Source organism: Helicobacter sp. MIT 03-1616 (assembly GCF_000765685.2).
GTDB classification, from domain to species: Bacteria; Campylobacterota; Campylobacteria; order Campylobacterales; family Helicobacteraceae; genus Helicobacter_C; species Helicobacter_C typhlonius.
The window spans coordinates 193,636-217,142 of the sequence record NZ_JROY02000001.1; the positions used below are offsets into that span (position 1 = coordinate 193,636).

A 23,507-nucleotide genomic window follows, 5' to 3' on the forward strand; every position below is an offset into this window, starting at 1 on the left:
ATCATATTGAGGCAAAGCCAAATCTATAAATCCCTCACCACTTCCGCGCATCGCTCACATAATGCACTCTCTTTAGAATCTGCTTGATTTTCTACAACAAATTGCCAACATCTCTCGCACTTACCCTTCTGCGCCCTATACAGCACAAATTCATTACCTGCAAGTTCAAATCGCGCCAATTCCTCGCCATTTTGCACTGCCTTTTGTGTCCCAGAGACGATAAGCCACCTATCAAGTAGCTCTATATCCTGTGGCACTTGCAAAAGCACCTCGAGCGAGGATTTTAGAATCTTCTGCTTTTTCAGGCTATCAAGCGTCTCGCCAAATTTCTCCCTCACGCGCAACAAATAGGCGAAATCTATGTTTGTGGCGAGATTATAGCTCTCCTTGCAGGTGCTCCTCTCTAACATAAAAATATCCTTGCAACCTGCTTTAATCGCATTACTTGCGTGATTAAATGCCTCATCTGCGGTATATGTAAGCACAGGAGCTATAAAATGTAAAAGCCTCCTTAAAATCATAACCATTGCACTTTGAATCGAGCGGCGGCGGAGAGAATTGGCACTATCACAATATAAAATATCTTTACATAAATCTAAATACACACCACTTAACTCATTTGTGAGAAAGTTCATCACTCCTTGAAAAGCTTTGGCAAACTCATATTCATCAAAATACGAATATGCCTCATCAAATACCCTATCGCATTCACCAAGAATCCACCTATCAATCTCACCTAACTCATCACGCATAACCAAATCTTGTGGATTATTCGCAGCATTTGCAAGCAAAAATCGTATCGTATTGCGGATTTTACGATATTGCTCACCCACTTGTTTGAGAATCTCATCGCTAATATTTTGGTCGCTCTGATAATGACTAAGTGCCACCCATAAGCGCAAAATCTCGCTGCCTTGAGTCTTAATAATCTCACTCGGGGCTATCACATTTCCCTTAGATTTACTCATTTTCTCACCATTTCTATCAAAGGTAAAGCCGTGTGTTAGTATCTCCTTAAATGGTGCTTTTTTGGCTATCGCGCAAGAAAGCAAAAGCGAGCTTTGAAACCACCCTCTATGCTGGTCGCTTCCCTCAAGATACATATCTGCAGGGTGAGAGCCTGCATCATAATCATTTCCTTTCAGCCTATACGGATTCTCAAGCACAGCACTCCAAGTGCTTCCGCTATCAAACCACACATCAAGTATATGTTTGCTCTTTGTGAGATTATCTGCCAAATGCTTATGGCTTGGTGGCAAAAGGTCTTTTATCTCATAGCTCCACCACGCATCACAACCCTCTTTTTCAAAAATACAAGCAATATGTTCAAGCACTGCCTCATCAAGCAACGCAATACCACTCTCTTTATCAAGCAAAAATGCGATAGGCACACCCCAATCTCTCTGCCGAGATATACACCAATCAGGGCGATTTTCAATCATCGAGCAGATTCTATTTTTACCATTTGCAGGATAGAATCTCACACCTTCAAGTGCATTAAGGGCAACTTCACGCAAAGTTTTCCCCTCATAAAAAGGCTTATCAAGCAAAATAAACCACTGCGTAGTCGCACGATAAATCACAGGCTTATGAGAACGCCAACAATGCGGATAGCTATGCGTAATTACATCTTTTTTCAAAAGTGCTTCTCCTAGAATCTCAAAAATACTCTTATGTGTATCAAAAATATTCTTGCCCACAAACTCATTCACATATTCTTTAGGCACAAGATTCATAGATTCTATAAGAGGGCTAAAATTCCCTCTATCATCAACGGGCATAATCACAGGCAGATTATATTTTAACCCCACATAGTAATCATCTTCGCCGTGTCCGGGCGCAGTATGCACAATCCCCGTGCCATCGCTCACACCCACGTGCTCACCCAAAATGATAAGCGATTTTCTCCCATTAAGCGGATTTATCGCTCCTAAACCCTCTAGCCCCTTAGCACTCAAGGTGCGCAATACATCTCTACCTATGCCGAGATTTTCTACAAGTTTTTGATGTAAGGTTTGTGCCACAATGAAATAATCATTTGTAAGCACATAGGATTCGGTAGGATTTAAAGCCAAAGCAACATTTGCTGGAAGCGTCCAAGGTGTGGTTGTCCAAATGATAGGCTTTGCCTCTTTTGCACCAAGCTTTTGAAGCGCATTTGTATCTAAACTAAAAGCGACAAATACAGAATCTGATTGCTTGTCTTGGTATTCTACTTCGGCTTCAGCGAGGGCAGATTCACAAGCCCAGCTCCAATAAATAGGCTTAAATCTCTCCGCCAAAAGTCCTTCTTTAACAAGTGCGATAAGAGTGCGATAAATTTGTGCTTCAAATGCAAAATCCATTGTTTGGTAAGGATTCTCAAAATCCCCTATAACCCCTAATGCCTGAAATTCACTTGATTGAATTTGTATAAATTTTTGAGCGTGATTGCGGCAGAGTTCTCGTAATTTTGTTTTCTCTAAACTATCTTTTTTTGCTTTGCCAATTTTTTGTTCTACTTGTTGTTCAATAGGTAGTCCGTGGCAATCCCAGCCGGGCGTGTAGCGGATATTTTCACCCTTAAAATAATGATATTTCACAATAATATCTTTGAGAATCTTATTGAGTGCGTGTCCTATATGTAAATGCCCATTTGCATACGGGGGTCCATCGTGGAGATAAAAACTTTTAGCATTTGTGTTGTGAGTATTTCTTAGGCGAGAATAAAGCCCCTCATCACGCCATTTTGCATAAGTTTGTGGCTCATTAACTGGGAGATTGCCTCTCATTGGAAAAGAAGTATCAGGTAAAATCAAAGTGTCTTTATAGTCCATAGCTTAAGCTCCGTGTATAGATTGCGCAAACAAAAACGCGATTGTAGCAGAAAAATGCTTTTAAATACGCCTTAGTTTCTCTAAGTTGCACCTTTTATTATCGTATTAAACCTAAACAAAAAACACTTTCCCATTTTTTGTTTTTTATTAAAGAGGACAAAAATATGCAAGTGCAACAACGAGCTACTTTAAAAACTTATAAATCCCTCAAGCGATAATACGAGGCTAAATCTCCCATTTAATCAAGGATTCAAAGCCATTATCTCTTTAAAAGCATTTACACCCTCATATTCCTTTATCTCATCACCCACAGCCCTACCAAATGCGCTAGTGCACCTTAAGGATTCTATCTCGTCTGTCCTTTTCTCTGCAAATAACCCCGCTAAAGCACAAGCCTTGCATATATACTCCTCTTTAGAAAACGCCATAAAAGACAGATAAGATTCTGCTAATATAGTGTATGCCTCATCGTATTGCTCCTGCATTTTCGCTGTGCCATCGCGATTAGGGATATTTATCCACCGCGCTAGGTTCTGCTCTAAACGTTGTAAGCGCTCCTCTTTACTCTCCTTACTCATCACAAGACTTAAACCACCCTTTGCGGCATATTCTATGCGACTTTCGCCTTGCTCGAGCGGAAAGCTATCAAGCCATATATCAATGATATGTCCATAAATGCCACTATCTACATATCCCGCAAAATGCACCCGCCTTAAAATCTCCTCGCCATCACCAGAGATAGCACACACTTTTTCTATACACTCACTAATGAGTGCGCTATTGCCCCCCCCACACGCGAGATAGATAGTCTGCGGAAAGGAGCGCATAACTTCGACCACACACTCCCAATATTCCTGCGAGTGAAGCTTCATCAACCGCCCAATCGTGCCAAGCACAATGACATTTTTTGGGAATCCTGTGCGTATAGAGTGAATTTTCTCTTGAGATTTGGCATCTAGCGGGGGATTATAGAATCTTTCCTGCATTTTCACAGGCACACCATAAAAATCAAAGCCCTCGTGCGTAATGTGGCGATTACCTTGACAAATATGTGTCATTCGCGCATCAACACAAGATAAATCATATACAAAATTGCCGTGAGAATAGTAAATTTGCAGTGGCGCACTGCGCGTGGCGAGAAGAAAATCGCTTATGCCATAGCCATTATTTGGGCTGATGAGTATAGAAACATTATCGCGGTGGAGCGCGTCTTTAAGTGCAAGGGCTTTTTGCAAATGGGAATTATAGAATCCTTTCGCATTAAAAGGTGAGACGACATCTACCACCTCTATGCCAAGCCCTTCATACGCAGCAATTACTTGTTTGTCATCATCACTCTTTTCAAGCAACTTCATCATGTAGATTTTGACTTCATATTGTGCTTTGAATGCCTCATCATTGTAGAGATTATGCAAAAGGCTATATTCGACTTTGTAGGGAGAGTTTGGCACAAGCCTATCGCGCAAAAAGGCGATACAAATCTTGCCATTTGCTGTGTGTGTGGCTCTATTGCCAACGCCATAAACACCGCAAGTTTTAGCAAAAGCCTCATATGCTTGAGATGCTACTTTGTCAATTTCCTCACAAAACCTACGCCATTGCGCTTGGTGATGAAAATTATTCCCGCACATATGATAGATGAAAAACTGCATATACATTGCCTCATCTATGCTCTCCACATCACCTTTTTGAAGCAATGTATAAAACAAGTCCTGCCACAGCGGATACAGCTCGAGCCACGCATTATGATTAAAAAAATGTGAAACATTCCAAAAACAATGCAGCTGCCAATTCAAAATACTGCGTCTTGCAAGGGCTGGATAGTTAAAGTAGGCTTGTTTATCCTGCTGAGCTTTGAGCGCACTAAGGAGTGTGGGCATATCTACGCCTAGTTTCTCAAAAGATTCCACTATAAATTGCGTATGTGCGAGACTCACAGGGATATTAATATCCACGAGCATAATGAGCGTAATATACTCGCACACGAGCTGGGTAAAATCACGCATATTCATTAACGCCTTTGCAATAATATAGAGCTCGATGAAAAGCACATTTTCTACATCGCTATTTCTCTGCATAAAAAGGCTTTCTTGTGCGAGTTTTACAAAGACTTCAAAGCGCGAGTCAATCTCTATGGTTTCTGGTGAAAATATATGACTTTGAGCTTCATTTGTAGCTTGATATACTGCTTTGTTTGATGTAGTAGTTTCTAGAGTAGATTGTTTAGTAGATTTTAAGCTAGATTCTGAATCTGTGCGCGAAACAAAAAGCAAAATATAGAGATACTCCACGCCACATATATGCCCCGCACAAAGCAGCTCGTATATTTTATCCCTCATAGTCCTAATGCACTCTCGCACTAGATTCTTGCCTTGCGGGGTGGATTGAAGCAAATTTATATCACTCGCTTTAATATTGTAAAGTTCCTTTATGAGCGCACTTGTATCCGCCTGCGAAACACTTTTTTGTAATGAGTGTATGAAAATATGTAAAAAAGATTCTATAGTGTCGCTTGGCTGATTCATTTGTATGCTTCTTGACTATCTTCCTGTGTCTTGCTCATCATTGTGGGGGGGGGGGGGGGGGTAACTTCTCTATCGATAATCCATACATAAGAGAGCTCATTTACACTCACATATGGCTTTACTTCCACACTCACATAGCCATAATTTTCGCGCACACTCTCCACGACACCAACAGGTATATTTTCAAAAAAGATACCATCAAGCCCACTTGTAAAAACTCTATCCCCTTTTTGAATCTTACTCCTGTTGGATACATACTCCACAAGCAAATTGTCATTATACGAGCCTGTTACGATGCCCATAGCTCTACTTGCACCAATATAAACATCGTAATTACAATTTGTATTGCCGTTCAAAAAGCCTTCAACTCGCCCATCTTGCACGATTGCCACGCCGAGTGCAGCATTATCTTTTACTATGCCAAAAATTTTATTTTCTAAATTGTCATTTTGATGATATTCAGCAAGATTTGTATCAAGCCATACCCTATCACGTTTCCCCAAAGTCGTGAATGAAATGATACGCGCGTGATGAATATTGCTACTCGCCTGCACAATACCACCCTTATTGATGACATTACGCAATTTTGTAATATCATTTTTCAAGGCTTGATTTTCAAGGAATAATTTATCATAATCGACAAGCTTCGCATTAAGCTCCTCTATCCGCTCTGCTTGATTAAAATGCCTATCGTAAATATCAATTACGCTTTCTTTTGAATCTAACAAAGACACCTTGATATAGTCGCTAATGCCTAGAATCTTTGCTTGAACAGACTTGTCTAGCTCCATTACAACTAATACAGATACAAAAAAAACAATCCCGAAAACAAGGATTTTGTATCTCATATATCACTCAAATCAATCAAAGGCAAGTTGATTAAGCAAGTTTAAATCTTCCATTGCCTTGCCTGTGCCTTTTGCCACACATAGTAGTGGTTCCTCGCCCACATAGATTGGCAAACGCACAATATCAGAAAGATACTTATCAAGTCCCCTTATAAGCGCACCACCACCAGTTAGCACAATCCCATTTTCGACAATATCCCCCGCTAAATCTGGCGGCATAGATTCTAAAACTGACTTGAGAGCATTGCTAATCTCACGTAACTGGTCTTTCATCGCCTCACGTACATCCTCGCTTGTAAGTTCGATGGTATTAAGCAATCCACTCACTTGGTCGCGTCCGCGCACCTGCATAACAAGAGGCTTTTCCATAGGTGAAGCAGATCCTATCTCAATTTTAATCTCCTCTCCTGTGCGCTCACCAACAAGGAGGTTAAATTTCTTACGAACATAGTCCACTATTGCTACATCCAACTTATCTCCGGCGATCTTAATAGACTTGCTAATTACCAATCCACCCAAAGAGATAACGCCAATTTCTGTCGTGCCTCCGCCGATATCAATGACCAAATTGCCTCTAGATTCTTGAATCTGCAATCCTGCACCAATGGCTGCTGCCATAGGCTCCTCAATGAGAAATACCTCCCTAGCACCTGCGCTCATAGCAGATTCTTTCACTGCTTTTTTTTCTACACCTGTAAGTCCATAAGGCACACATACCATAATGCGCGGACGAATGAGTGATTTGCGCTGATGGGCTTTCTCAATAAAATAGCGAATCATCTTTTCTGTCATATCAAAATCTGCAATCACGCCATCTTTTAATGGGCGGATAGCCTGAATACCATCAGGCGTTTTTCCTAGCATATCTTTAGCTTCTTTTCCTACTGCTAAAATTCTGCCTGTATTAAATCTATCAGCCTGAACGGCTACCACAGAAGGCTCATTGATGATAATCCCCTCGCCCTTGACTAATACCAAAGTATTTGCTGTCCCTAAATCTATGGCAATATCTTTGGAAAAAGTCCCAATGATTCTATCCATTAGCATAAAAGCTCCTTAAATGCAGAATGACAAAAATAAATTTGCAAATTATACATTCTAATCCTTTGCTAAACCTTTGTTTTATGTTAAATTAAGCTCTTTTTTGTGTATTTTTTCTTTTTTTGACAAGAATCGGGCTTTGCTTTTGTGTAATGCACTCTTTTGTAATCGTAATATCATAACCCTCAAGTTCAGGCAAATCATACATTAAATCAATCATCACCTCTTCCATAATCGACCTAAGCCCCCTAGCACCTGTTTTTCGCGTAATGGCAAGCTCTGCAATAGCCTCAATTGCACCTTTTTCAAAATGCAAATGTGCTCTGTCAATTTCAAAAATCTTTTGATACTGCTTGATAAGCGCGTTTTTAGGTTCGGTGAGAATCTCAATCATCGCCTCTTTGCCAATGGGTGCCAATGTAGTAATCATATGCAATCGACCAATGAGTTCCGGAATAAGTCCATAAGCTATCAAATCATCAGGTTCAACAAACTCAAGCAACGCATTTGCCTCGCTTTTGCCTTTTTTCTCTCCGTGGAATCCGAGCACATTGCCGCCCAAACGCCTCTTAATAATATCGCTTAGTCCATCAAATGCCCCACCGCACACAAAGAGTATATTGCTTGTGTCAATTTGCACAAAATCTTGATTTGGGTGCTTTCTACCACCTTTTGGGGGGATATTTACCACACTTCCCTCAATAATTTTAAGCAATGCCTGCTGCACACCCTCGCCGGATACATCGCGAGTAATAGAGCGATTTTCAGAAAGGCGCGAGATTTTGTCAATTTCATCAATAAAAACTATACCTTTCTCTGCCTTTTTTACATCATCGTTTGCTGCTTGAAGGAGACGCGTTAAAATATTTTCTACATCCTCGCCCACATAGCCGGCTTCTGTGAGGCTTGTTGCGTCCGAAATAGCGATAGGAATATCCAAAAACCGCGCTAAAGTTTGCGCCATAAGTGTTTTGCCACTGCCTGTAGGACCAATAAGCAAAATATTGGATTTAGAAATCTCCACATCACGTAAAACCTCACTTATCTGCTCTTCATCCTTTATAATGCGCTTATAGTGATTATACACAGCCACTGAAAACACGCGTTTTGCAGCATCTTGCCCTATCACATATTCATCAAGTTTTGCTTTAAGTTCTTTGGGTGAGGGAGCTTTTATATCAAGATTCTCCTCCTCGACATCGCTTCGCGCCGAATAGTCTGTGAGTGCTTTATGTATATAAGTAACACAATTTCTACAAATATACACACCCGGTGCGCCGGATATAAAGGGATTGTAGGTGCTCTCCTCTACCTTACAAAAACTACATCTTTTCTCATTATTCATTACTTGCTCCTTTAAGAGGAATGCCGCGCGTGGAGGAAAGAATAAACTCACAAATATAGCGAATGCTGTCAATAGGGCTAGATTCAAGCTGGGCTTGGGCTAATTCCCTAATCGGTGCAGAATGTGAAAATAGAATCTTATACACGCGGCTTATTTCATCGATTTCCTCACGCGAAAAAAGCTTACGCATACGATGTTTATTTAGCCCTCTAATATAGGCTCGATTACCTTCTAGCAAACAATATGGTGGCGCATCTTGAGTAAGCACCGCTCCTCCGGCAATCATACAACCATCACCAATTTTGCAGAATTGATGAATAGGTGTCAAGCCACCGATATTTACAAAGTCTCCAAGTTCCACGTGTCCGGCAAGTGTAGCATTATTTGCCAAAATGCAATCATTCCCTATTATGCAGTCGTGTGCAATATGCACATATGCCATAAGCAGATTTCTATTACCTATGGTTGTTTTTCTCCTTCCTCCTGCTGTGCCCGGATTAAGTGTGGTAAATTCGCGGATAAGATTCTCATCACCGATAATAAGCTCCGTATCCTCTCCGGCATATTTTAAATCTTGGGGTGGCACACCCACAGCGGCATTGTTATAAACTTTGTTTCCCTTGCCCAAAGTCGTGTGCCCACTAATATGCACATAATTACCTATCACACAATCATCGCCAATGCGCACATTTTTACCAATAATACAAAATTCGCCAATGCGCACATTTTTACCAATATGCGCACCCTCTTTTATAATGCTTGTTTTACCTATCATAATAGCCCCCGATTTCTAAGAATCTTTTGCATCGGCAATCATCGCCTTTAGTTCTGCTTCGGATACAAGCTTATCATCAACGAATGCTTGCGCCCCAAGTTGCCATATGCTTCCTTTATGCTTAAGCACTTTCAATTCATACACCAGCCTATCACCCGGCATAACAGGAATGCGAAATTTGACATTATCAATAGTCATAAAATACACAATCTTGTTTTCTGCCTGTGCAGTATCATCGCCAAACATACTCACAAATGCTAACAAACCTCCAGCCTGTGCCATTCCCTCAATCTGCATAACGCCCGGATAAATGGGCTTATTTGGAAAATGCCCCAAAAACACCTCTTCGTTGATTGTTACATTTTTATATGCCTTGATATATCCATCTGGCTCACTATCATTTGTATTGCGCCTTAGCTCCATTACCCTATCGACAAGCAACATAGGATAACGATGAGGTAAAATTTGGCGAATCTTCTCCACATTCATAACAAAATCTTGCATATACACTCCTTATAGCAAATGTCGCATTCTACCAAAAATTTCTAATGTGTGATAATGCCAAAAACATTACTTTCTTGAAAATGTGCATTAATAAAAACTTTCATAGAATCTTCAATGCGGCTATCTAAAATAATGATAGGATTCAGACTATCCGCTCCGCACAACATTGTGCGCAACATCAACTCATCTTTATAAAGCGGGGGACAATACACCATATCTTGTGCACAATGATAAGATGTGCCAAGCAGAGCATTTATATCCTCAACACTTATAAACACACTATCATCGTGCCTTGCATAGCCTAGCCAAATACTCACGCTCTTATGTAGCACATTCTGCACATCTGCGCTACCTCCTACCTCACTCTTTGCAGATTCTAATCTTTCTCCCAATACATTAGCCTGAAGCAAAAAAGGTGCAATGTGTATTGATTGCTTTATGTAGGTAATATTTGAAGTTTTTACCATATTTTTACTGCGTGAATGGGTCAATACATAAGATCCTATGACCTCACTATTTTTTATACATAGGCTTCTTAGATTGCGCCAAATCATTTTAGGGTGTTTATAGAGTATGTATTCTACTCCCTCACATTCACATTTATCGCGCATTGCAAATACGAGCTGACGCTCCTCATTGCTACCGGGTGCTATCTGTCTGCCAATATTACTCATTAGCTCGAGTGGAAATTGATTCTGCTTTTCCCTTTGCTTGTTAAGCGCAAATTGACAACCACAATAAGTTTGTTTATAAAGTCTATCCTTATTTGCGAGCACACTTTGAGCCTGTGTGCCACCATTGCTACGCACATTAATTTTGACAAAATCCAATCCATAAGCACAGGCGATTTCATCACCCTCCGCATACAAAATCTCCTGCTCCTTAAGCGGACTAGCCAAAAGAGTGGAGGTGAAAGAATGGATAGACATTTTTTGTGCGACCTGTGCGCTTTTTTCTAATCGCATATCAAAGCACTTCACACATCGTTTGCCTTTTTCCGGCTCACATTCTAAGCCCCTTACATCATCAAACCATTTGTGAATCTCGTATTCTCCCTCTATTAAATCAACGCCCAGCATTTTGCAACTCCGCTCCACATCAAGCAGACGCAAATCATATTCTTCTTTGGGATGAATATTTGGGTTATAAAAATACCCTAACATTTTGCTATTAGGATAGATTTTTTGCAGCTCACTCAAAAAATAATGGCTATCCACCGAGCAGCAAATATGCACGAGCATATCATAGGGTGTAGGCTTACTCATCTTTCTTGTTTGCAAAATACCAAAATGACACGACACCTACAAATACAACTGCCGCCAAAAAAACAATGAGCAAAATATCTAAATTTATCATTGTATATGCTTCTCCTTTCTTATGATTTTACATTGTGCGTTTTTAGAATCCACCACTTGCATTTTGTTAAAGATTCTATTTTTTGATTTTCAACGATTTTTATAGAATCTAAAATTACTTTTAAATCTATCTGCCAATAAAAATATTGCAAGATTCTAATCCTCATTGCTAAATCCTTTTTGCACAAACACATCTTTTGTTTTCTTATGAGACTGTGCTTTGTTTTGTGAGTATTGAGTCTTTGAATCTATATGTAATGTTTCGCGTGAAACATTACTACTTATATTTTTGCCTTGCCGATTCTGTGTGGGTAATTGAGTATCGATAAAATTTTTAGAATCTTGCATAGATTCTGTATTCAAAAGTTTTTTGCGTAAAGCCTTTGGCTTTGGCACGATTATTCCATTCTCTTGCTTCACCTTTTCACGCAGTTGTCCGCACGCTGCACTAATATCAATACCCTTAGATTCTCGTATCGTGCAGAGCAATCCCCGCTCCACCAAAAAATCGGCAAATGCTTTGACCTTATCCATCTGCGGACGCTCAAATTCACTTCCCTCGTGTGGATTAAAAAGTATCAAATTCACTTTTGCCCTAATACCATTAAGCAAAGAAAGAAGTTTTTTTGCACTTTTTAAATCATCATTTACATCTTTTATCATCAAATATTCAAACATCACTCTTTTGCGCGTATCCACAGGAAACGTCCTCACTTCTTTAAGCACATCGGCAATGTTATAAGCCTTATTAATTGGCATAAGCTTCGAGCGCAATTCATCATCAACAGCGTGAAGAGAAATCGCGAGTTGCACCCCGAGATTCAAACTGCCTAATACTTTAATTTTAGGAGCGATACCGCTTGTAGAAATTGTCTGTCTTTTTGCCGAAATGCTTAATCCTTGAAGCTCACTTAAGATATTAATCGCCCTTGCTACATTTTCTAAATTATCAAGTGGCTCACCCATACCCATAAAAACAATATTGACTTTTTTGTGAGGTGCGATGTGATTATCCCTTTTCATCATCACAACCTGTTCGACTATTTCGGCAGCGGATAGATTCCGCACAAATCCACCTTTTGCGGTAAAACAAAATGCGCAACCCACCTTGCAACCAATTTGACTTGAAAGACACATTGTCCATTTTTCACTTTTTTCTATGCCGTCCTTGCTTTGCTTCTCTCGCATCTGTATCAACACAGATTCAAAACTATGTCCATCGTGTGTGTGGAAAAGATATTTTTTGCTCCCGTCCTTGCTCGTCTCTATACGCAAAGGCTCGATTTGTGATACCACAAAATGCGATTGCAGAAATTCCTGCATTGCCTTTGAAATATTATTCATTGAGGTAATATCATTTTCATATCGATGATAAAGCCAGTGATAAATTTGCTTTGCACGGAAAGAGGGAGAGAGCAAGGTAGAAAGTTCATCTAAAGTGTAGTTATAAAGACTTGGTAGTAATGTTGTGCCTTCTTGTAATTTTTTAGAATCTAAGATGTTCTTAGGCACATTTCTATGAGTATCCTTATTAGCATTTTCATTCTTTGTATTTTTGCGTGTATTTTGTTTAGTATCTGTAAGCTTGTTAGGCTTGTGTGGATTCACATTTTTTTGTATTTGTGTTTTCATATTTACACGTTTTTCATTCTCTATCATTTGACTCATTTCTATGGGCTAAGGCGTATGAAAGCTGCTGTATAAAATGAGATTCTGCCATAATCTTTTCTTTTACCATTTGATGATTAGACAAAAATTCATTATGTGCATTTTTATGGCAGTGATTACTCACGCAAAATACACCAGCGCAAGGCAAGTGAAAATATTGCGCCACTCTCATCACTGCAAAAAATTCCATATTCTCTAAAGCGATATTTGCATTAGCAAATCGTAAAGCCATAGCCTCATCAGTCGTAATGTAATTTGAGCTATTCACAATGACTTTTTTGTAGGTGGCAAGATTCTTATATGTTTCATATGAAACATATTTTTCGTTTAAAACTCCGCTTTGAATATGGTTGTCAAGCGGGGTATAGGCTTTATCCTCTAAGAAACCTAACTCTATTTGTGTCGCATTATCAGCAAGACAAATATCGCCGATACAAATATCTTTGCTATATGCTCCAGCACTTCCTACAAAAATTATAGAATCCACGCTCTCCCTTAAGCACACTTGAGTTAGTCCTATCGCGCTTTCACACAATCCAATGCCTATGGATTTTGCGAAAGAAAAGTACTCACCATTACCCGCGCATACTATCATTTTTACTCCACTCTATTTTTATCTTTTACCAGTAAAGACAAGCTAAATTTTATGGCTATTTATAACCTTGATATTTTCACTCACTCAAATTCTTACCGAAACACCTTTGTTTTGTAAGTATCTTTTCAAATCTTTGATGTCAATCTCTTTATAGTGAAACACACTCGCGGCTAATGCTGCATCAGCTCCATAATCAAAAACCGCAGCAAAATCTTCCATTTTGCCCGCTCCACCACTTGCGATAATTGGCACTTTCACAAAAGTAGCCAAAGATTCTATCATCATTTTATCATAGCCATTTTTTGTGCCATCAGTGTCCATACTTGTGAGGAGTATTTCTCCAGCCCCTCTATCGCAAGCCTCTTTTATCCACTCAATCATATCCTTGCCCGTATCCACTCGTCCGCCATTGATATAGATATGCCACACATTTGGGGCGAACATTTTTGCATCGACAGCCAAAATAATACATTGTGAGCCAAAACGTTTTGCACCTTCATCAATGAGATGAGGATTCTTAATCGCCGCACTATTGATACTCACTTTATCACAACCCGCATTGAGTAGAGCAGACATATCATCTATAGAGCTTATACCTCCGCCCACGCTAAAGGGTATAAACACTTCCTTTGCTATATTTTTGACAATATCTATCATCGTGCCGCGTTGCTCGTGGCTTGCGGTAATATCAAGCAACACGAGTTCGTCCGCACCCTCATCATTATAACGTCTAGCAATCTCCACAGGGTCCCCCGCGTCTTTTAAGCCAACAAAATTTACACCCTTTACCACACGCCCACCACGTACATCAAGGCAAGGGATAATCCTCTTTGCTAGGCTCATATATTCTCCTTTGGCTTTGTTTGGAATCTGTAGTTTTAGCATTGCTTTGAGATTCTATCTCTTAGGATTAAATTTATACTTTGGGCTTTAAAATACTTTTGTTTAAGATTCAAAACTTGTGTAAATTATAGATTTAAGTGCGTATCATAGCCAAATACTCTTTACAGAAACAAAATATTTGCATATTTTAGGTTATAATGCCGCATAGACTAAGGGTGGGTAGTGAAAAGTTATAAAGCAAAAAAACATTTTGGACAAAACTTCTTGCAAGATTCTCACTACCTCCATAAGATTATCCAATCCATTCCCACACTTCCTATCCAATGTGTAGAAATTGGGGTTGGCTTGGGTGATTTGACACAAGAGCTATTGAAAATAGAATCCTTGATAGCCTATGAAGTCGATTTAGACTTATGTTCTTTGCTTGATAAAAAATTTTCTAGTCATATTCAAAGTGGGCGATTGAAAATTATCTATGAAAATGTTTTAAATTTTCCACAGGAGCAGCAGTGGCTCTATGAAAATGAATACAAGGTTGTCTCTAATCTTCCTTATTATATTGCCACGCATATTATTTTGCGACTTTTGCGTGATGATTTTTGTCGTGCATTGCTTGTAATGACACAAAAGGAAGTAGCACAAAAATTTTGTGCTACAAGTGGAAAAAGCGATTTTTGTGCCCTAAGCGTTTTAACCCAAAGCTTTGGCGAGGCGCAACTACTTTTTGATGTGCCAAATACCGCTTTTTCTCCTGTGCCAAAGGTAACCTCATCTGTGTTTGTGATTCAAAAGCATTGTGCTAAGCCATTTAAAGGTTTCTCTTTGTATGATTTAGAATCTTTTTTAAAATGTGCTTTTATTGCACCACGCAAAACGCTCTTCAAAAATCTTAGTACGACTTTTGATAAATGTGTTTTGCAAGAGGCTTTAGAATCCGTGGGTATATCACTCAATGCACGAGCACACGAAGTAGAGACAAAAAGTTTTCACCACATTTTACAAATTCTTAAAAAAGGACATAGCAATGGAAGAAAAGAATGTAACAGAGCAACATAATAAGCCACAATCTTTTGGGGAAAGATTCAAAAAGAAATCCATAGAGAAACAAGCAAATGATATGACTGCCACAGGAGAATCTAGGGAATATCATAGAGAATCAAGCCACAATACAAGAGAAGGCAAAAAAGAATATTATCACAAGCCAAAATCACAGCACCCACAAGATAGACATCAACATAATGGTGAACAGAGACAAAAACCATTTGAAAAGCGCAAATGGCAGGGCAAAAATCCTATGGCGCAGAATCAAAACAAAGCACAAGCAGAGGAGAACATAAACGGCGTTAGTGAGGTGCGTGATGTCAATGAAAGTGGCAATCTTGGGCTACATAAAGATTTAAAAAAATGTGTAGAGGCAAATACAAGGATTCAAATGCAGAGCCTCAATCCCCACAATAAATTGAATCTCAACACAAAAGCAAGTGTGCGTATCACACCTCTTGGTGGGCTAGGCGAAATCGGCGGGAATATCACCGTTATCGAAACTCCAGATTCGGCAATCGTTATTGATGTAGGTATGAGCTTTCCAAATGAGGATATGCACGGCGTGGATATCCTCGTGCCGGATTTTAGCTATCTTTTTGCGATTAAGGATAAAATCGCAGGGGTAATTATCACTCACGCGCACGAAGACCACATTGGCGCGGTGCCTTATCTTTTCAAACTTTTGCAATTTCCAATCTATGGCACACCACTGCCACTGGGTATGATTGGCAGTAAATTTGACGAGCACGGGCTAAAAAAATTCCGCTCGTTCTTCAAAATCGTGCAAAAACGCAAGCCAATTAAAATTGGTGCATTTGAGGTTGAATGGATTAATATCACGCACTCTGTAATTGATGCTTCTGCCCTTGCTATACGCACAGAAGCAGGGGTAATTATCCATACTGGTGATTTTAAAATCGACCACACGCCTATTGACAATCTCCCCACTGACTTGCACCGCCTCGCACACTATGGGGAAGAGGGCGTGATGCTTTTACTTAGTGATTCTACAAACTCACATCGCAGCGGGACAACGCCTAGTGAAGCGAGTGTGGGACCAACTTTTGAATCTCTTTTTAAACAAGCAGAAGGGCGCGTGATAATGAGCACTTTTTCATCAAATATTCACCGCGTGTATCAGGCTATCCACTACGGGCTAAAGTATAATCGCAAAGTCGCTGTAATTGGACGCTCTATGGAAAAGAATCTCGAAATTGCGCGCGAGTTAGGCTATATTGACCTACCACAAAATATTTTTATAGAAGCCCACGAAGTCGCAAAATATCCTGACAATGAGGTGCTTATTGTTACCACAGGCTCACAAGGCGAGACGATGAGCGCACTCTATCGTATGGCAACAGACGAGCACCGCCATATCAAAATCAAACCTAGTGATATGGTGATTATTTCCGCTAAGGCAATTCCGGGCAACGAAGGCTCTGTATCTGTTGTGCTAAATTTTCTCCTCAAAGCTGGAGCAAAAGTCGCTTATCAAGACTTTAGCGAGATTCACGTAAGCGGACACGCTGCACAAGAAGAACAAAAGCTAATGCTACGACTCATTAAGCCAAAATTTTTCTTGCCCGTGCACGGAGAATACAACCACATCGCCAAACATAAACAAACGGCGATAGCTTGTGGGGTGCTTGAAAAAAATATCCTGCTTATGGAAGATGGCGACCAAATTGAAGTCAATCCAAACTATATAAAAAAGGTGCGCAGTGTCAAAAATGGCAAAACTTATATTGACAATCAAATCAATCGCCAGATTGAAAATGATGTTGTGCTTGATAGACAGGCTTTGGCTCAAGATGGCATTGTGATTATCTCCGCACGTATCAACAAAGAGCGCAAGATTCTAGAAACAAAGATTTCTAGCTATGGGCTCGTGGCAGACAAAGAGGACAAAGGCTTTGAAAAAGAAATGAATGAGACGCTAGAATTTCTTGTAAAAAACTTTAAACAAGAGGGATTCAATGCAAAAAATCTCGAAAACGAAGTGCATAATCTCTTCAAGCGACATATTTTTAAGAAAGTCAAAAAATATCCAACAATCGTGCCGATGATTTACATCGTGTAGAAATCACCAAAGCGAGATAAAAATAACAAAGCAAAAAGCGAGGGATAAAATGGCAAAGCTAGATTACGCACTCATCGCGAAAGAAGTTCTTGAGATGGAATCTAACGCCCTACTTCAAGCAGCAAAAAAAATTCAAAGTGCAGAGCTTGAAAAAATCGTGGAGTTAGTTGCGGATTCTAAAGGAAAACTTGTTGTGTGTGGCGTAGGTAAGAGCGGACTTATCGGCGCAAAGATTTCTGCCACACTTTCAAGCACAGGCACACCAAGCATTTTTATGCACCCCACAGAGGCAATGCACGGCGATTTGGGGCTACTACAAAAAAATGATATTATCCTCGCTATTAGTTATAGTGGCAAGAGCGAGGAATTACTCAATATCCTCCCGCACATTAAACGTTTGGGGAATCCTATCATCACGATGAGTAAGGATAGAAATTCTCCGCTCTCGGCTATGGGCGATTACTTTTTAGATATTAGCATAGAGAAAGAAGCCTGCCCGCTTAATATCGCGCCTACAAGCTCCACTACGCTCACTCTCGCATTAGGTGATGCGTTGGCTGTGTGCCTTATGAAAAAGCGCGACTTTAAGGCAAATGATTTTGCTTCATTTCACCCCGGCGGTGCGCTTGGCAAGCAGCTTTTTGTAAAAATTAAAGATTTAATGCAAACAGAAAATCTCCCCCTTATTGCACCGGATATACCTTTGGCTCAAGCGATTATTGTAATGAGTGAAAAGAGGCTAGGAAATGCTATCATCACGCAAGATAACGCACTTTGGGGGATTCTAAGTGATGGTGACTTACGCCGCGCAATGATGATGAACAATTTTGACTTAAATGCACCCGTAAGTGCCTATGCCACGCGCTCACCAAAAACTTGTGATAATCCACAAATCCTCGCCTTTGATGCGCTTAAAATGATGGAGGAAAACAAAATTCAGCTCTTAATCATCACAGATAAGCAAAATCATATACAAGGTGTTATACACTTACATACACTCATCGCTGCTGGGCTTAAATAAAATCTACCGAGCAAGGAGGATAAAGATGTTTGAAAAAATAGATGAAATTTTTAAAAATATCGAGGACATTCGCGATGATATTAATATTTTACTCAATATCGCTAAAATCTCGCTCATTGATTATATTATGATTAAACGTGGTTCGCAGGATATGCCCGAGCATCTTAGCTTTGACTTGCTTTCACAAATTGATGTGGAAGTTGAAAAGCTTAAAGCCCAAATTGACGCACTCAATAAACTCAAACGCGAGTTGCTTATTTTCTAAAATTGCGCTTTTTAAGTGCTTTTTTGAATCTTACGAAGTTCGCGCATTACCACAAAAATTCTAAGACTCATAAATAGAATCTTGCAAGTTTTAGAATCTATCATAGATTCTAAAACTTTTGTGCTGTGCGTAGGATTTGTATCAGCACCTCATCGCTTGCTAGCGCAAAACCTTGTGTGATATGTGAATCACTAAGAGATTCTATGGTTTTACTTGATTGTATCACGCCACTTTTACTTTTAAGATTCGTAGAGATAAGCTCATAAAACACACTTATTTGTGCCTTATATGTATTATTTTCCTCCACAATCTGTAAGGAGAGTAAAGAGAGTTTAAGTAGAGTTTGAAGCCTTTGTGTACCAAGTGGTGGCATAGAGACTTCAAAACATTGTTCCTTTGCCTTAAACACAAATGCTCTTTGTAACATATCTTGGGGTAGGGCTATCCATTTTTGTGCCTTAAGCACATCAATATGTTTAGAATTCAAAATGTAAATATTGTTGCTATGATAGGGTGGCATAGCGCGTATATCAAGCAGGGCGAGTTTTTTAGGTATCTTACACGAATAAGATTGTATCTGTGGCTGCAAATGCAAATACGATATATTATCAATGTTAGAAGCAATTTTCACATCAACACAACCCAGCATAATCCACGCGCAGAGGCATAAAAATATCCATTTCATTATTTATCCTTTTTAGAGTCTTTACTTTTGTCTTTGGATTCTTTGCCAAAAAAGCTATCATAGGGATTTTTATCGACTTTATCCAAAAATGCCGAAGCTTTAGTAAAAAACGCGCTCATATCCTGCAAACTCCCTTGCAGCGCAAAAAGAGTGGGTGTTAGAATCTCACGGATATTATACTCACCATTTTGCATTTGTGTATCAAGTTGCTTTGCCACACTCTGCATAGAATCCATACTCGTTCGCAAATCTTTTAACAGCAAACTGATTTCACCAATATTTCCCTCATCAAATACACTATTCACACTTTTAAGAAGTAAATCTACATTATCGCCTAACTCCCCTGCTTTTGCTAAGATTTTATCAAGCTCACCTTTGTCAAACTCGAGTACCTTTTTGCCCTCGCTGTTTATTTGTAATATTTCTCCCTCATTTTGTATAATAGAGAGATAATTCGCCCCTGCTAATCCTTGTGAGCTTACGATGACTTTTGCATTTTCGCGAATAGGCAAAGAAGATTCTATAAGCATATCGACTTCGATAATGCCTGAAACAATATCTTTAAATTTCACATCACGCACGTGCCCCACACTAATACCCTTGTATCGAATAGGTGTGTTTGTGCCTACACCACTCACTTCATTAGAGCTATATGCGTAATACTGCGCGTATTTTTTAGAATCTACTTCAAAGCGATTGAGCCATAAAACAAAAACCACCATACAAATAAGCACAATAAAAAATATCGCTCCAATCCATACATATCGAACATTGCGTTCCATATTTTCTCCTTCAAATTATGCTTTTATATTATCAATTTTATTCAAAGCCTTGCAAGAAACGCGCTCCACGCTTACCATTAAAAATTTTTGCCTGTGTATGTCCTTGAGACATACTTGTATAAAGCTCTTGCAATGTGCCTTGAAAGATAATATGCTTATCTTCAAGTAAAATCAATCTATCTACACTATCTTTAATAGAATCTAAATCGTGTGTTACCATTACAATCGTAATTTTTAACACTTCTTTGAGTTTAAGTATCAGCAAGTCAAAACGTTCCGAGCTTTGCAAATCTAACCCGCTTGTAGGTTCATCTAAAAATAAAATATCGGGATTAAGTGCCAAAGCTCTAGCTAAAGCTACGCGTTTTTTCATACCTCCGGAGAGTTCATAAGGGTATCTATAAGCTACATCTGCATTTAATCCTACCATATCAAGCCACATTTTTGAAATCTTTTCAATACTTGCTTTATCATAAGCACTTTTTTGAGTCAGCAAAAAACCCACATTATCAAGCACATTCATTGATGAAAAAAGCGCACCAAACTGAAACATTACACCGCAACGATCTAAAATCTTACCTCTTTTATCCTCTGCTAAGCTCCAAATATTTTCACCAAAAAATGTGATTAAACCGCTCGTTGGCTTCTCCAAAAAGAGCATATTTTTAAGTAATGTGCTTTTGCCACTCCCACTTCCACCTAATATGCCAAAGATTTCACCTTTTTTCACATCAAAACTAATCCCATTGTGAATAATCACATCGTTGTATTTTGTATAAAGATTCTCAACTTTTATAATACTCATATATTAAGCCTTGTCGTAATAACTGAAAAGATTGCATTGATGAGAATCACCCAAAAAAGCGCATTCACAACACTTTTTGTTGTTTCCAAACCCACAGATTCTGTATCACCCCTTACAGATAATCCACGAAAACACCCTACAAGCGCGATTGCCGCACCAAAAAATGGTGTTTTTATAAGCCCCACTAAAAAATGACTAATCCCCACATATTCATAGAATCTTTCTAAATATTGCACGAAGTTAATGCCTGTTTGCATCTTTACAGCAAACATTGCAGCAAGGAGACTTACCACATCAGCAACGAACACAAGCAAGGGCATTACAATCACAAGAGCTAATACACGAGGCAATACGAGATAATCATACAGACTAAGATTCATCGTTTTGAGCGCGTCATTCTCCTCTGTGAGATTCATAACACCAATTTGCGCACTAAAGCTAGAAGCACTGCGTCCAGCGATAACAATTGCCAAAACAAAAGGACCCATTTCACGCAAAGAAAGTTTTGCCACAATTTCCACACTCATTAGAGGCGCACCCATTTTTTCAAGCTGTAATACACCTTGCAAGGCAATCGCATAGCTCACAATAAAAGCCGTCAAAAGCACGACAGGCAAGGCTTTAAATCCAGATTCATTAATATGATAAAAAACCGAGCCTACACGCAAACGCAAAGGATAACGAATAGAGAGTATAAAATACCACAGGCACATACCACAAAACTGCAAAAAATCAATAAAAGTATTTACAAATGAGCTAATCTTTTTCCCTATGTGAGATAAAAAAGCTAAGGAAAAAAATGTTTTTGAATCTTCTTGCGTAGATTCTATTGTCTGCAAAAGTGAAGAAAACATATCATTAATATGCTCATTTGCACCATCTAATGTAAAATCTCTACCCTTTAAAAGCTCACATAAAAAAGCACAAAACACATAATCAACCACTTCAACTTGACTAAAATTAAGGACAATATGCATATTTGGACTATTGGAAGATAATGTTTGATTGAGGATCTTAGCAAAATTTTTTTGGGATTTTTTTGATAACCTCCAATCGCATCGCCCATAAAAAAATATGTGAGATTCATTTATATTAGAACTTATCTTAAAATCCATTGAAAGCAGTCCTTTTAAAATATAAAATAAATTTTATATGCAAACAAAGCCAAAGAATTATAACAAAAGCTTGTAATATTGCACTCATAAAGCCCAAGTTTGCACACAATCTAGCCCAAAAATACCAAAATCTAAAAATTTTTAGATATAATTGCGTGAATTGTTGTGAATAGTCTCCATTGGCTATTCACATAATAAACAGCAAATTTAGAGAGGATTAGAGGCAGTTTATAATATTTTTTCACATTTTCACTGCACCTACTACCTCTACTAAAATCTATTTTATATTAAAGGATAAAAAAGATGAAAATCTCGCTTCCAAAAAACTTGCTTGAGACTATTCTCACAAATTGTCAAAATTTCCTTGACAAGAGAGATCGCTCACAAATCACATCACATATTTATTTTGAAGTCCAAGAAAATATTTTTATCCTTAAAGCTACTGATTATGAAATATATTTAGAATCTCACATCAATATTCCCTCAATAGAACAAGGTAATGCCACTGCAAATGGTAGACAAATGCTAGATAGTATCAAATATCTTAAAGACGGCGAGGTAACAATAGAAACAACAAACCAAGATTCTATACAAATTTCACAAGGCAAATCAAAGACAAAACTACCTATGTTTAATGCTGATGAATTCCCAAAATTTCCCGAGTATGACAAAAATAAAAAGCTTCAAATAGAATCCACGAAGTTTTTGAACTCAATCAAAAATATTAATCCAGCAGTTGATACAGCTAGTCCAAAATACGAGCTTAACGGCTCTCTACTTGATATTAAAGACTATGGATATAATTTTGTAGCCACAGACACAAGGAGACTAGCTATCATTGAGTATAAAAGTCAATCTGTAGATACACTCTCACTTATTATACCAAAGAAAGCAATTAATGAAATTTCAAAGCTTTTCATTGATAACTTTGAAATTTATCACAACAGCACACATTTAATCATCAAAAACGATGAATACACTTTTTATACAAAGCTCATCAATGGTAAGTATCCAGATTACGAAAAAATCATTCCTAAAGACTTTAAATATAAAATTGCGCTTCCTAAGGATAAAATCATTGATGCATTGCAATTTGTAAAATCCCTTGCAAACAATATCAAAATCACATTTAAACCAAATGAAATGCTTTTTGAATCTCTCAACGAAGAGAGTGGCGAGGCTTCCACACAGCTTGAGATTCAAACCGGTATTGAATTTTTGTGCTTAGGGATTAACTCCAAGTATATTTTAGATTTCCTCTCACAAATTGATGGCAATGAATTCACACTTTGCATTAATGAACCAAATACGCCATTTGTCGTTGTAAATGGTAATTTCTCAACCGTTATTATGCCTGTGATTCTCTAAATCACAGCTTCCCCTTTATAGAATCCA

The 23,507-nt window shown here is 38.7% G+C and carries 20 protein-coding genes and 1 pseudogene; 5 read left to right on the plus strand and 16 right to left on the minus strand.

Translation table 11 applies throughout. From position 1 onward, the window contains the following. Positions 1 to 23: 23 nt before the first annotated feature. The 12 genes and pseudogenes from ileS to hisF all read right to left on the minus strand — a co-directional run bounded on the left by ileS (position 24) and on the right by hisF (position 14,315). Positions 24 to 2,816, minus strand: coding sequence for an isoleucine--tRNA ligase (gene ileS / locus LS67_RS00980; protein WP_034325417.1), 2,793 nt, complete (start codon positions 2,814 to 2,816; stop codon positions 24 to 26). A 242-nt stretch (positions 2,817 to 3,058) separates the two neighbouring features. Further along, entirely contained in the window at positions 3,059 to 5,341 is a 2,283-nt protein-coding gene (locus tag LS67_RS00985) for a hypothetical protein (protein WP_052099803.1), read from the minus strand. Continuing rightward, complete coding sequence (mreC, locus tag LS67_RS00990) at positions 5,338 to 6,189, minus strand: rod shape-determining protein MreC (RefSeq protein WP_138109513.1); 852 nt, start codon at positions 6,187 to 6,189, stop codon at positions 5,338 to 5,340. Before mreC ends, LS67_RS00985 begins: the two co-directional genes overlap by 4 nt. 12 nt (positions 6,190 to 6,201) lie before the next feature. After that, entirely contained in the window at positions 6,202 to 7,236 is a 1,035-nt protein-coding gene (locus tag LS67_RS00995; protein WP_034327857.1) for a rod shape-determining protein, read from the minus strand. A gap of 85 nt (positions 7,237 to 7,321) precedes the next feature. Further along, positions 7,322 to 8,575, minus strand: coding sequence for an ATP-dependent protease ATP-binding subunit ClpX (gene clpX, locus LS67_RS01000; RefSeq protein ID WP_034327859.1), 1,254 nt, complete (start codon positions 8,573 to 8,575; stop codon positions 7,322 to 7,324). Beyond that, the gene (gene lpxA, locus LS67_RS01005; protein ID WP_034327861.1) at positions 8,568 to 9,350 is read right to left on the minus strand and encodes an acyl-ACP--UDP-N-acetylglucosamine O-acyltransferase; all 783 of its coding nucleotides are present in this window, start codon (positions 9,348 to 9,350) and stop codon (positions 8,568 to 8,570) included. Before lpxA ends, clpX begins: the two co-directional genes overlap by 8 nt. Before the next feature lie 15 nt (positions 9,351 to 9,365). After that, on the minus strand, positions 9,366 to 9,854 hold the full coding sequence (gene fabZ, locus LS67_RS01010) for a 3-hydroxyacyl-ACP dehydratase FabZ (protein ID WP_034327863.1): 489 nt from the start codon (positions 9,852 to 9,854) through the stop codon (positions 9,366 to 9,368). A gap of 41 nt (positions 9,855 to 9,895) precedes the next feature. Further along, a complete protein-coding gene (locus tag LS67_RS01015) occupies positions 9,896 to 11,119 on the minus strand; it encodes an epoxyqueuosine reductase QueH (RefSeq protein ID WP_236096316.1) in 1,224 nt (407 codons plus the stop codon). 110 nt (positions 11,120 to 11,229) lie between these two features. Continuing rightward, on the minus strand, positions 11,230 to 11,376 hold the full coding sequence (locus LS67_RS09530; RefSeq protein WP_161594464.1) for a hypothetical protein: 147 nt from the start codon (positions 11,374 to 11,376) through the stop codon (positions 11,230 to 11,232). 238 nt (positions 11,377 to 11,614) lie between these two features. After that, a pseudogene (rlmN, locus tag LS67_RS01020) lies at positions 11,615 to 12,841 on the minus strand (23S rRNA (adenine(2503)-C(2))-methyltransferase RlmN); the annotation flags it as partial. 13 nt (positions 12,842 to 12,854) lie between these two features. Next, positions 12,855 to 13,472, minus strand: coding sequence for a 5'-methylthioadenosine/S-adenosylhomocysteine nucleosidase family protein (locus LS67_RS01025; protein ID WP_034327866.1), 618 nt, complete (start codon positions 13,470 to 13,472; stop codon positions 12,855 to 12,857). 84 nt (positions 13,473 to 13,556) lie between these two features. Further along, on the minus strand, positions 13,557 to 14,315 hold the full coding sequence (gene hisF, locus LS67_RS01030) for an imidazole glycerol phosphate synthase subunit HisF (protein ID WP_034327868.1): 759 nt from the start codon (positions 14,313 to 14,315) through the stop codon (positions 13,557 to 13,559). A 222-nt stretch (positions 14,316 to 14,537) separates the two neighbouring features. On the opposite strand from hisF, the gene rsmA reads away from it, so the two are divergent. The 4 genes from rsmA to LS67_RS01050 are packed head-to-tail and all read left to right on the plus strand — an operon-like array spanning position 14,538 to position 18,725. Then, positions 14,538 to 15,371, plus strand: a complete 834-nt coding sequence (gene rsmA / locus LS67_RS01035; protein ID WP_034327869.1) for a 16S rRNA (adenine(1518)-N(6)/adenine(1519)-N(6))-dimethyltransferase RsmA — start codon at positions 14,538 to 14,540, stop codon at positions 15,369 to 15,371. Beyond that, positions 15,340 to 17,439 (plus strand): ribonuclease J, encoded by a 2,100-nt coding sequence (locus LS67_RS01040; protein WP_034327871.1) that lies wholly within the window; start codon positions 15,340 to 15,342, stop codon positions 17,437 to 17,439. Before rsmA ends, LS67_RS01040 begins: the two co-directional genes overlap by 32 nt. Before the next feature lie 49 nt (positions 17,440 to 17,488). Further along, complete coding sequence (locus tag LS67_RS01045) at positions 17,489 to 18,460, plus strand: KpsF/GutQ family sugar-phosphate isomerase (protein ID WP_034327872.1); 972 nt, start codon at positions 17,489 to 17,491, stop codon at positions 18,458 to 18,460. A 25-nt stretch (positions 18,461 to 18,485) separates the two neighbouring features. Next, entirely contained in the window at positions 18,486 to 18,725 is a 240-nt protein-coding gene (locus tag LS67_RS01050; protein WP_034327874.1) for a DUF2443 family protein, read from the plus strand. Between the two features lie 109 nt (positions 18,726 to 18,834). Here the strand turns inward: LS67_RS01050 and LS67_RS01055 are convergent, their stop codons facing one another. Genes LS67_RS01055 through LS67_RS01070 form a run of 4 tightly spaced genes read right to left on the minus strand, consistent with a single transcriptional unit; the run spans position 18,835 to position 22,112 of the window. Further along, positions 18,835 to 19,410, minus strand: a complete 576-nt coding sequence (locus LS67_RS01055) for a hypothetical protein (RefSeq protein WP_034327876.1) — start codon at positions 19,408 to 19,410, stop codon at positions 18,835 to 18,837. Continuing rightward, positions 19,410 to 20,192 (minus strand): MlaD family protein, encoded by a 783-nt coding sequence (locus LS67_RS01060; protein WP_034327877.1) that lies wholly within the window; start codon positions 20,190 to 20,192, stop codon positions 19,410 to 19,412. The genes LS67_RS01055 and LS67_RS01060 overlap by 1 nt, the downstream gene beginning before the upstream one ends. A gap of 37 nt (positions 20,193 to 20,229) precedes the next feature. Continuing rightward, positions 20,230 to 20,997 (minus strand): ABC transporter ATP-binding protein, encoded by a 768-nt coding sequence (locus LS67_RS01065; protein WP_034327878.1) that lies wholly within the window; start codon positions 20,995 to 20,997, stop codon positions 20,230 to 20,232. Next, on the minus strand, positions 20,994 to 22,112 hold the full coding sequence (locus LS67_RS01070) for an MlaE family ABC transporter permease (protein WP_138109517.1): 1,119 nt from the start codon (positions 22,110 to 22,112) through the stop codon (positions 20,994 to 20,996). Before LS67_RS01070 ends, LS67_RS01065 begins: the two co-directional genes overlap by 4 nt. 303 nt (positions 22,113 to 22,415) lie before the next feature. On the opposite strand from LS67_RS01070, the gene dnaN reads away from it, so the two are divergent. Continuing rightward, complete coding sequence (gene dnaN / locus LS67_RS01075; RefSeq protein ID WP_034328312.1) at positions 22,416 to 23,480, plus strand: DNA polymerase III subunit beta; 1,065 nt, start codon at positions 22,416 to 22,418, stop codon at positions 23,478 to 23,480. Positions 23,481 to 23,507 lie beyond the last annotated feature (27 nt).

Coding starts and splice junctions, on each gene's coding strand:
- LS67_RS01045 (WP_034327872.1), top strand. CDS start 17,489: ATGGCAAAGCTAGATTACGCACTCATCGCGAAAGAAGTTCTTGAGATG.
- LS67_RS00995 (WP_034327857.1), bottom strand. CDS start 7,236: ATGCTAATGGATAGAATCATTGGGACTTTTTCCAAAGATATTGCCATA.
- LS67_RS00985 (WP_052099803.1), bottom strand. CDS start 5,341: ATGAATCAGCCAAGCGACACTATAGAATCTTTTTTACATATTTTCATA.
- LS67_RS01065 (WP_034327878.1), bottom strand. CDS start 20,997: ATGAGTATTATAAAAGTTGAGAATCTTTATACAAAATACAACGATGTG.
- LS67_RS01050 (WP_034327874.1), top strand. CDS start 18,486: ATGTTTGAAAAAATAGATGAAATTTTTAAAAATATCGAGGACATTCGC.
- dnaN (WP_034328312.1), top strand. CDS start 22,416: ATGAAAATCTCGCTTCCAAAAAACTTGCTTGAGACTATTCTCACAAAT.
- lpxA (WP_034327861.1), bottom strand. CDS start 9,350: ATGATAGGTAAAACAAGCATTATAAAAGAGGGTGCGCATATTGGTAAA.
- ileS (WP_034325417.1), bottom strand. CDS start 2,816: ATGGACTATAAAGACACTTTGATTTTACCTGATACTTCTTTTCCAATG.
- LS67_RS01040 (WP_034327871.1), top strand. CDS start 15,340: ATGGAAGAAAAGAATGTAACAGAGCAACATAATAAGCCACAATCTTTT.
- hisF (WP_034327868.1), bottom strand. CDS start 14,315: ATGAGCCTAGCAAAGAGGATTATCCCTTGCCTTGATGTACGTGGTGGG.
- LS67_RS01055 (WP_034327876.1), bottom strand. CDS start 19,410: ATGAAATGGATATTTTTATGCCTCTGCGCGTGGATTATGCTGGGTTGT.
- LS67_RS01070 (WP_138109517.1), bottom strand. CDS start 22,112: ATGGATTTTAAGATAAGTTCTAATATAAATGAATCTCACATATTTTTT.
- LS67_RS01060 (WP_034327877.1), bottom strand. CDS start 20,192: ATGGAACGCAATGTTCGATATGTATGGATTGGAGCGATATTTTTTATT.
- mreC (WP_138109513.1), bottom strand. CDS start 6,189: ATGAGATACAAAATCCTTGTTTTCGGGATTGTTTTTTTTGTATCTGTA.
- LS67_RS09530 (WP_161594464.1), bottom strand. CDS start 11,376: ATGAGGATTAGAATCTTGCAATATTTTTATTGGCAGATAGATTTAAAA.
- LS67_RS01025 (WP_034327866.1), bottom strand. CDS start 13,472: ATGATAGTATGCGCGGGTAATGGTGAGTACTTTTCTTTCGCAAAATCC.
- fabZ (WP_034327863.1), bottom strand. CDS start 9,854: ATGCAAGATTTTGTTATGAATGTGGAGAAGATTCGCCAAATTTTACCT.
- clpX (WP_034327859.1), bottom strand. CDS start 8,575: ATGAATAATGAGAAAAGATGTAGTTTTTGTAAGGTAGAGGAGAGCACC.
- LS67_RS01015 (WP_236096316.1), bottom strand. CDS start 11,119: ATGAGTAAGCCTACACCCTATGATATGCTCGTGCATATTTGCTGCTCG.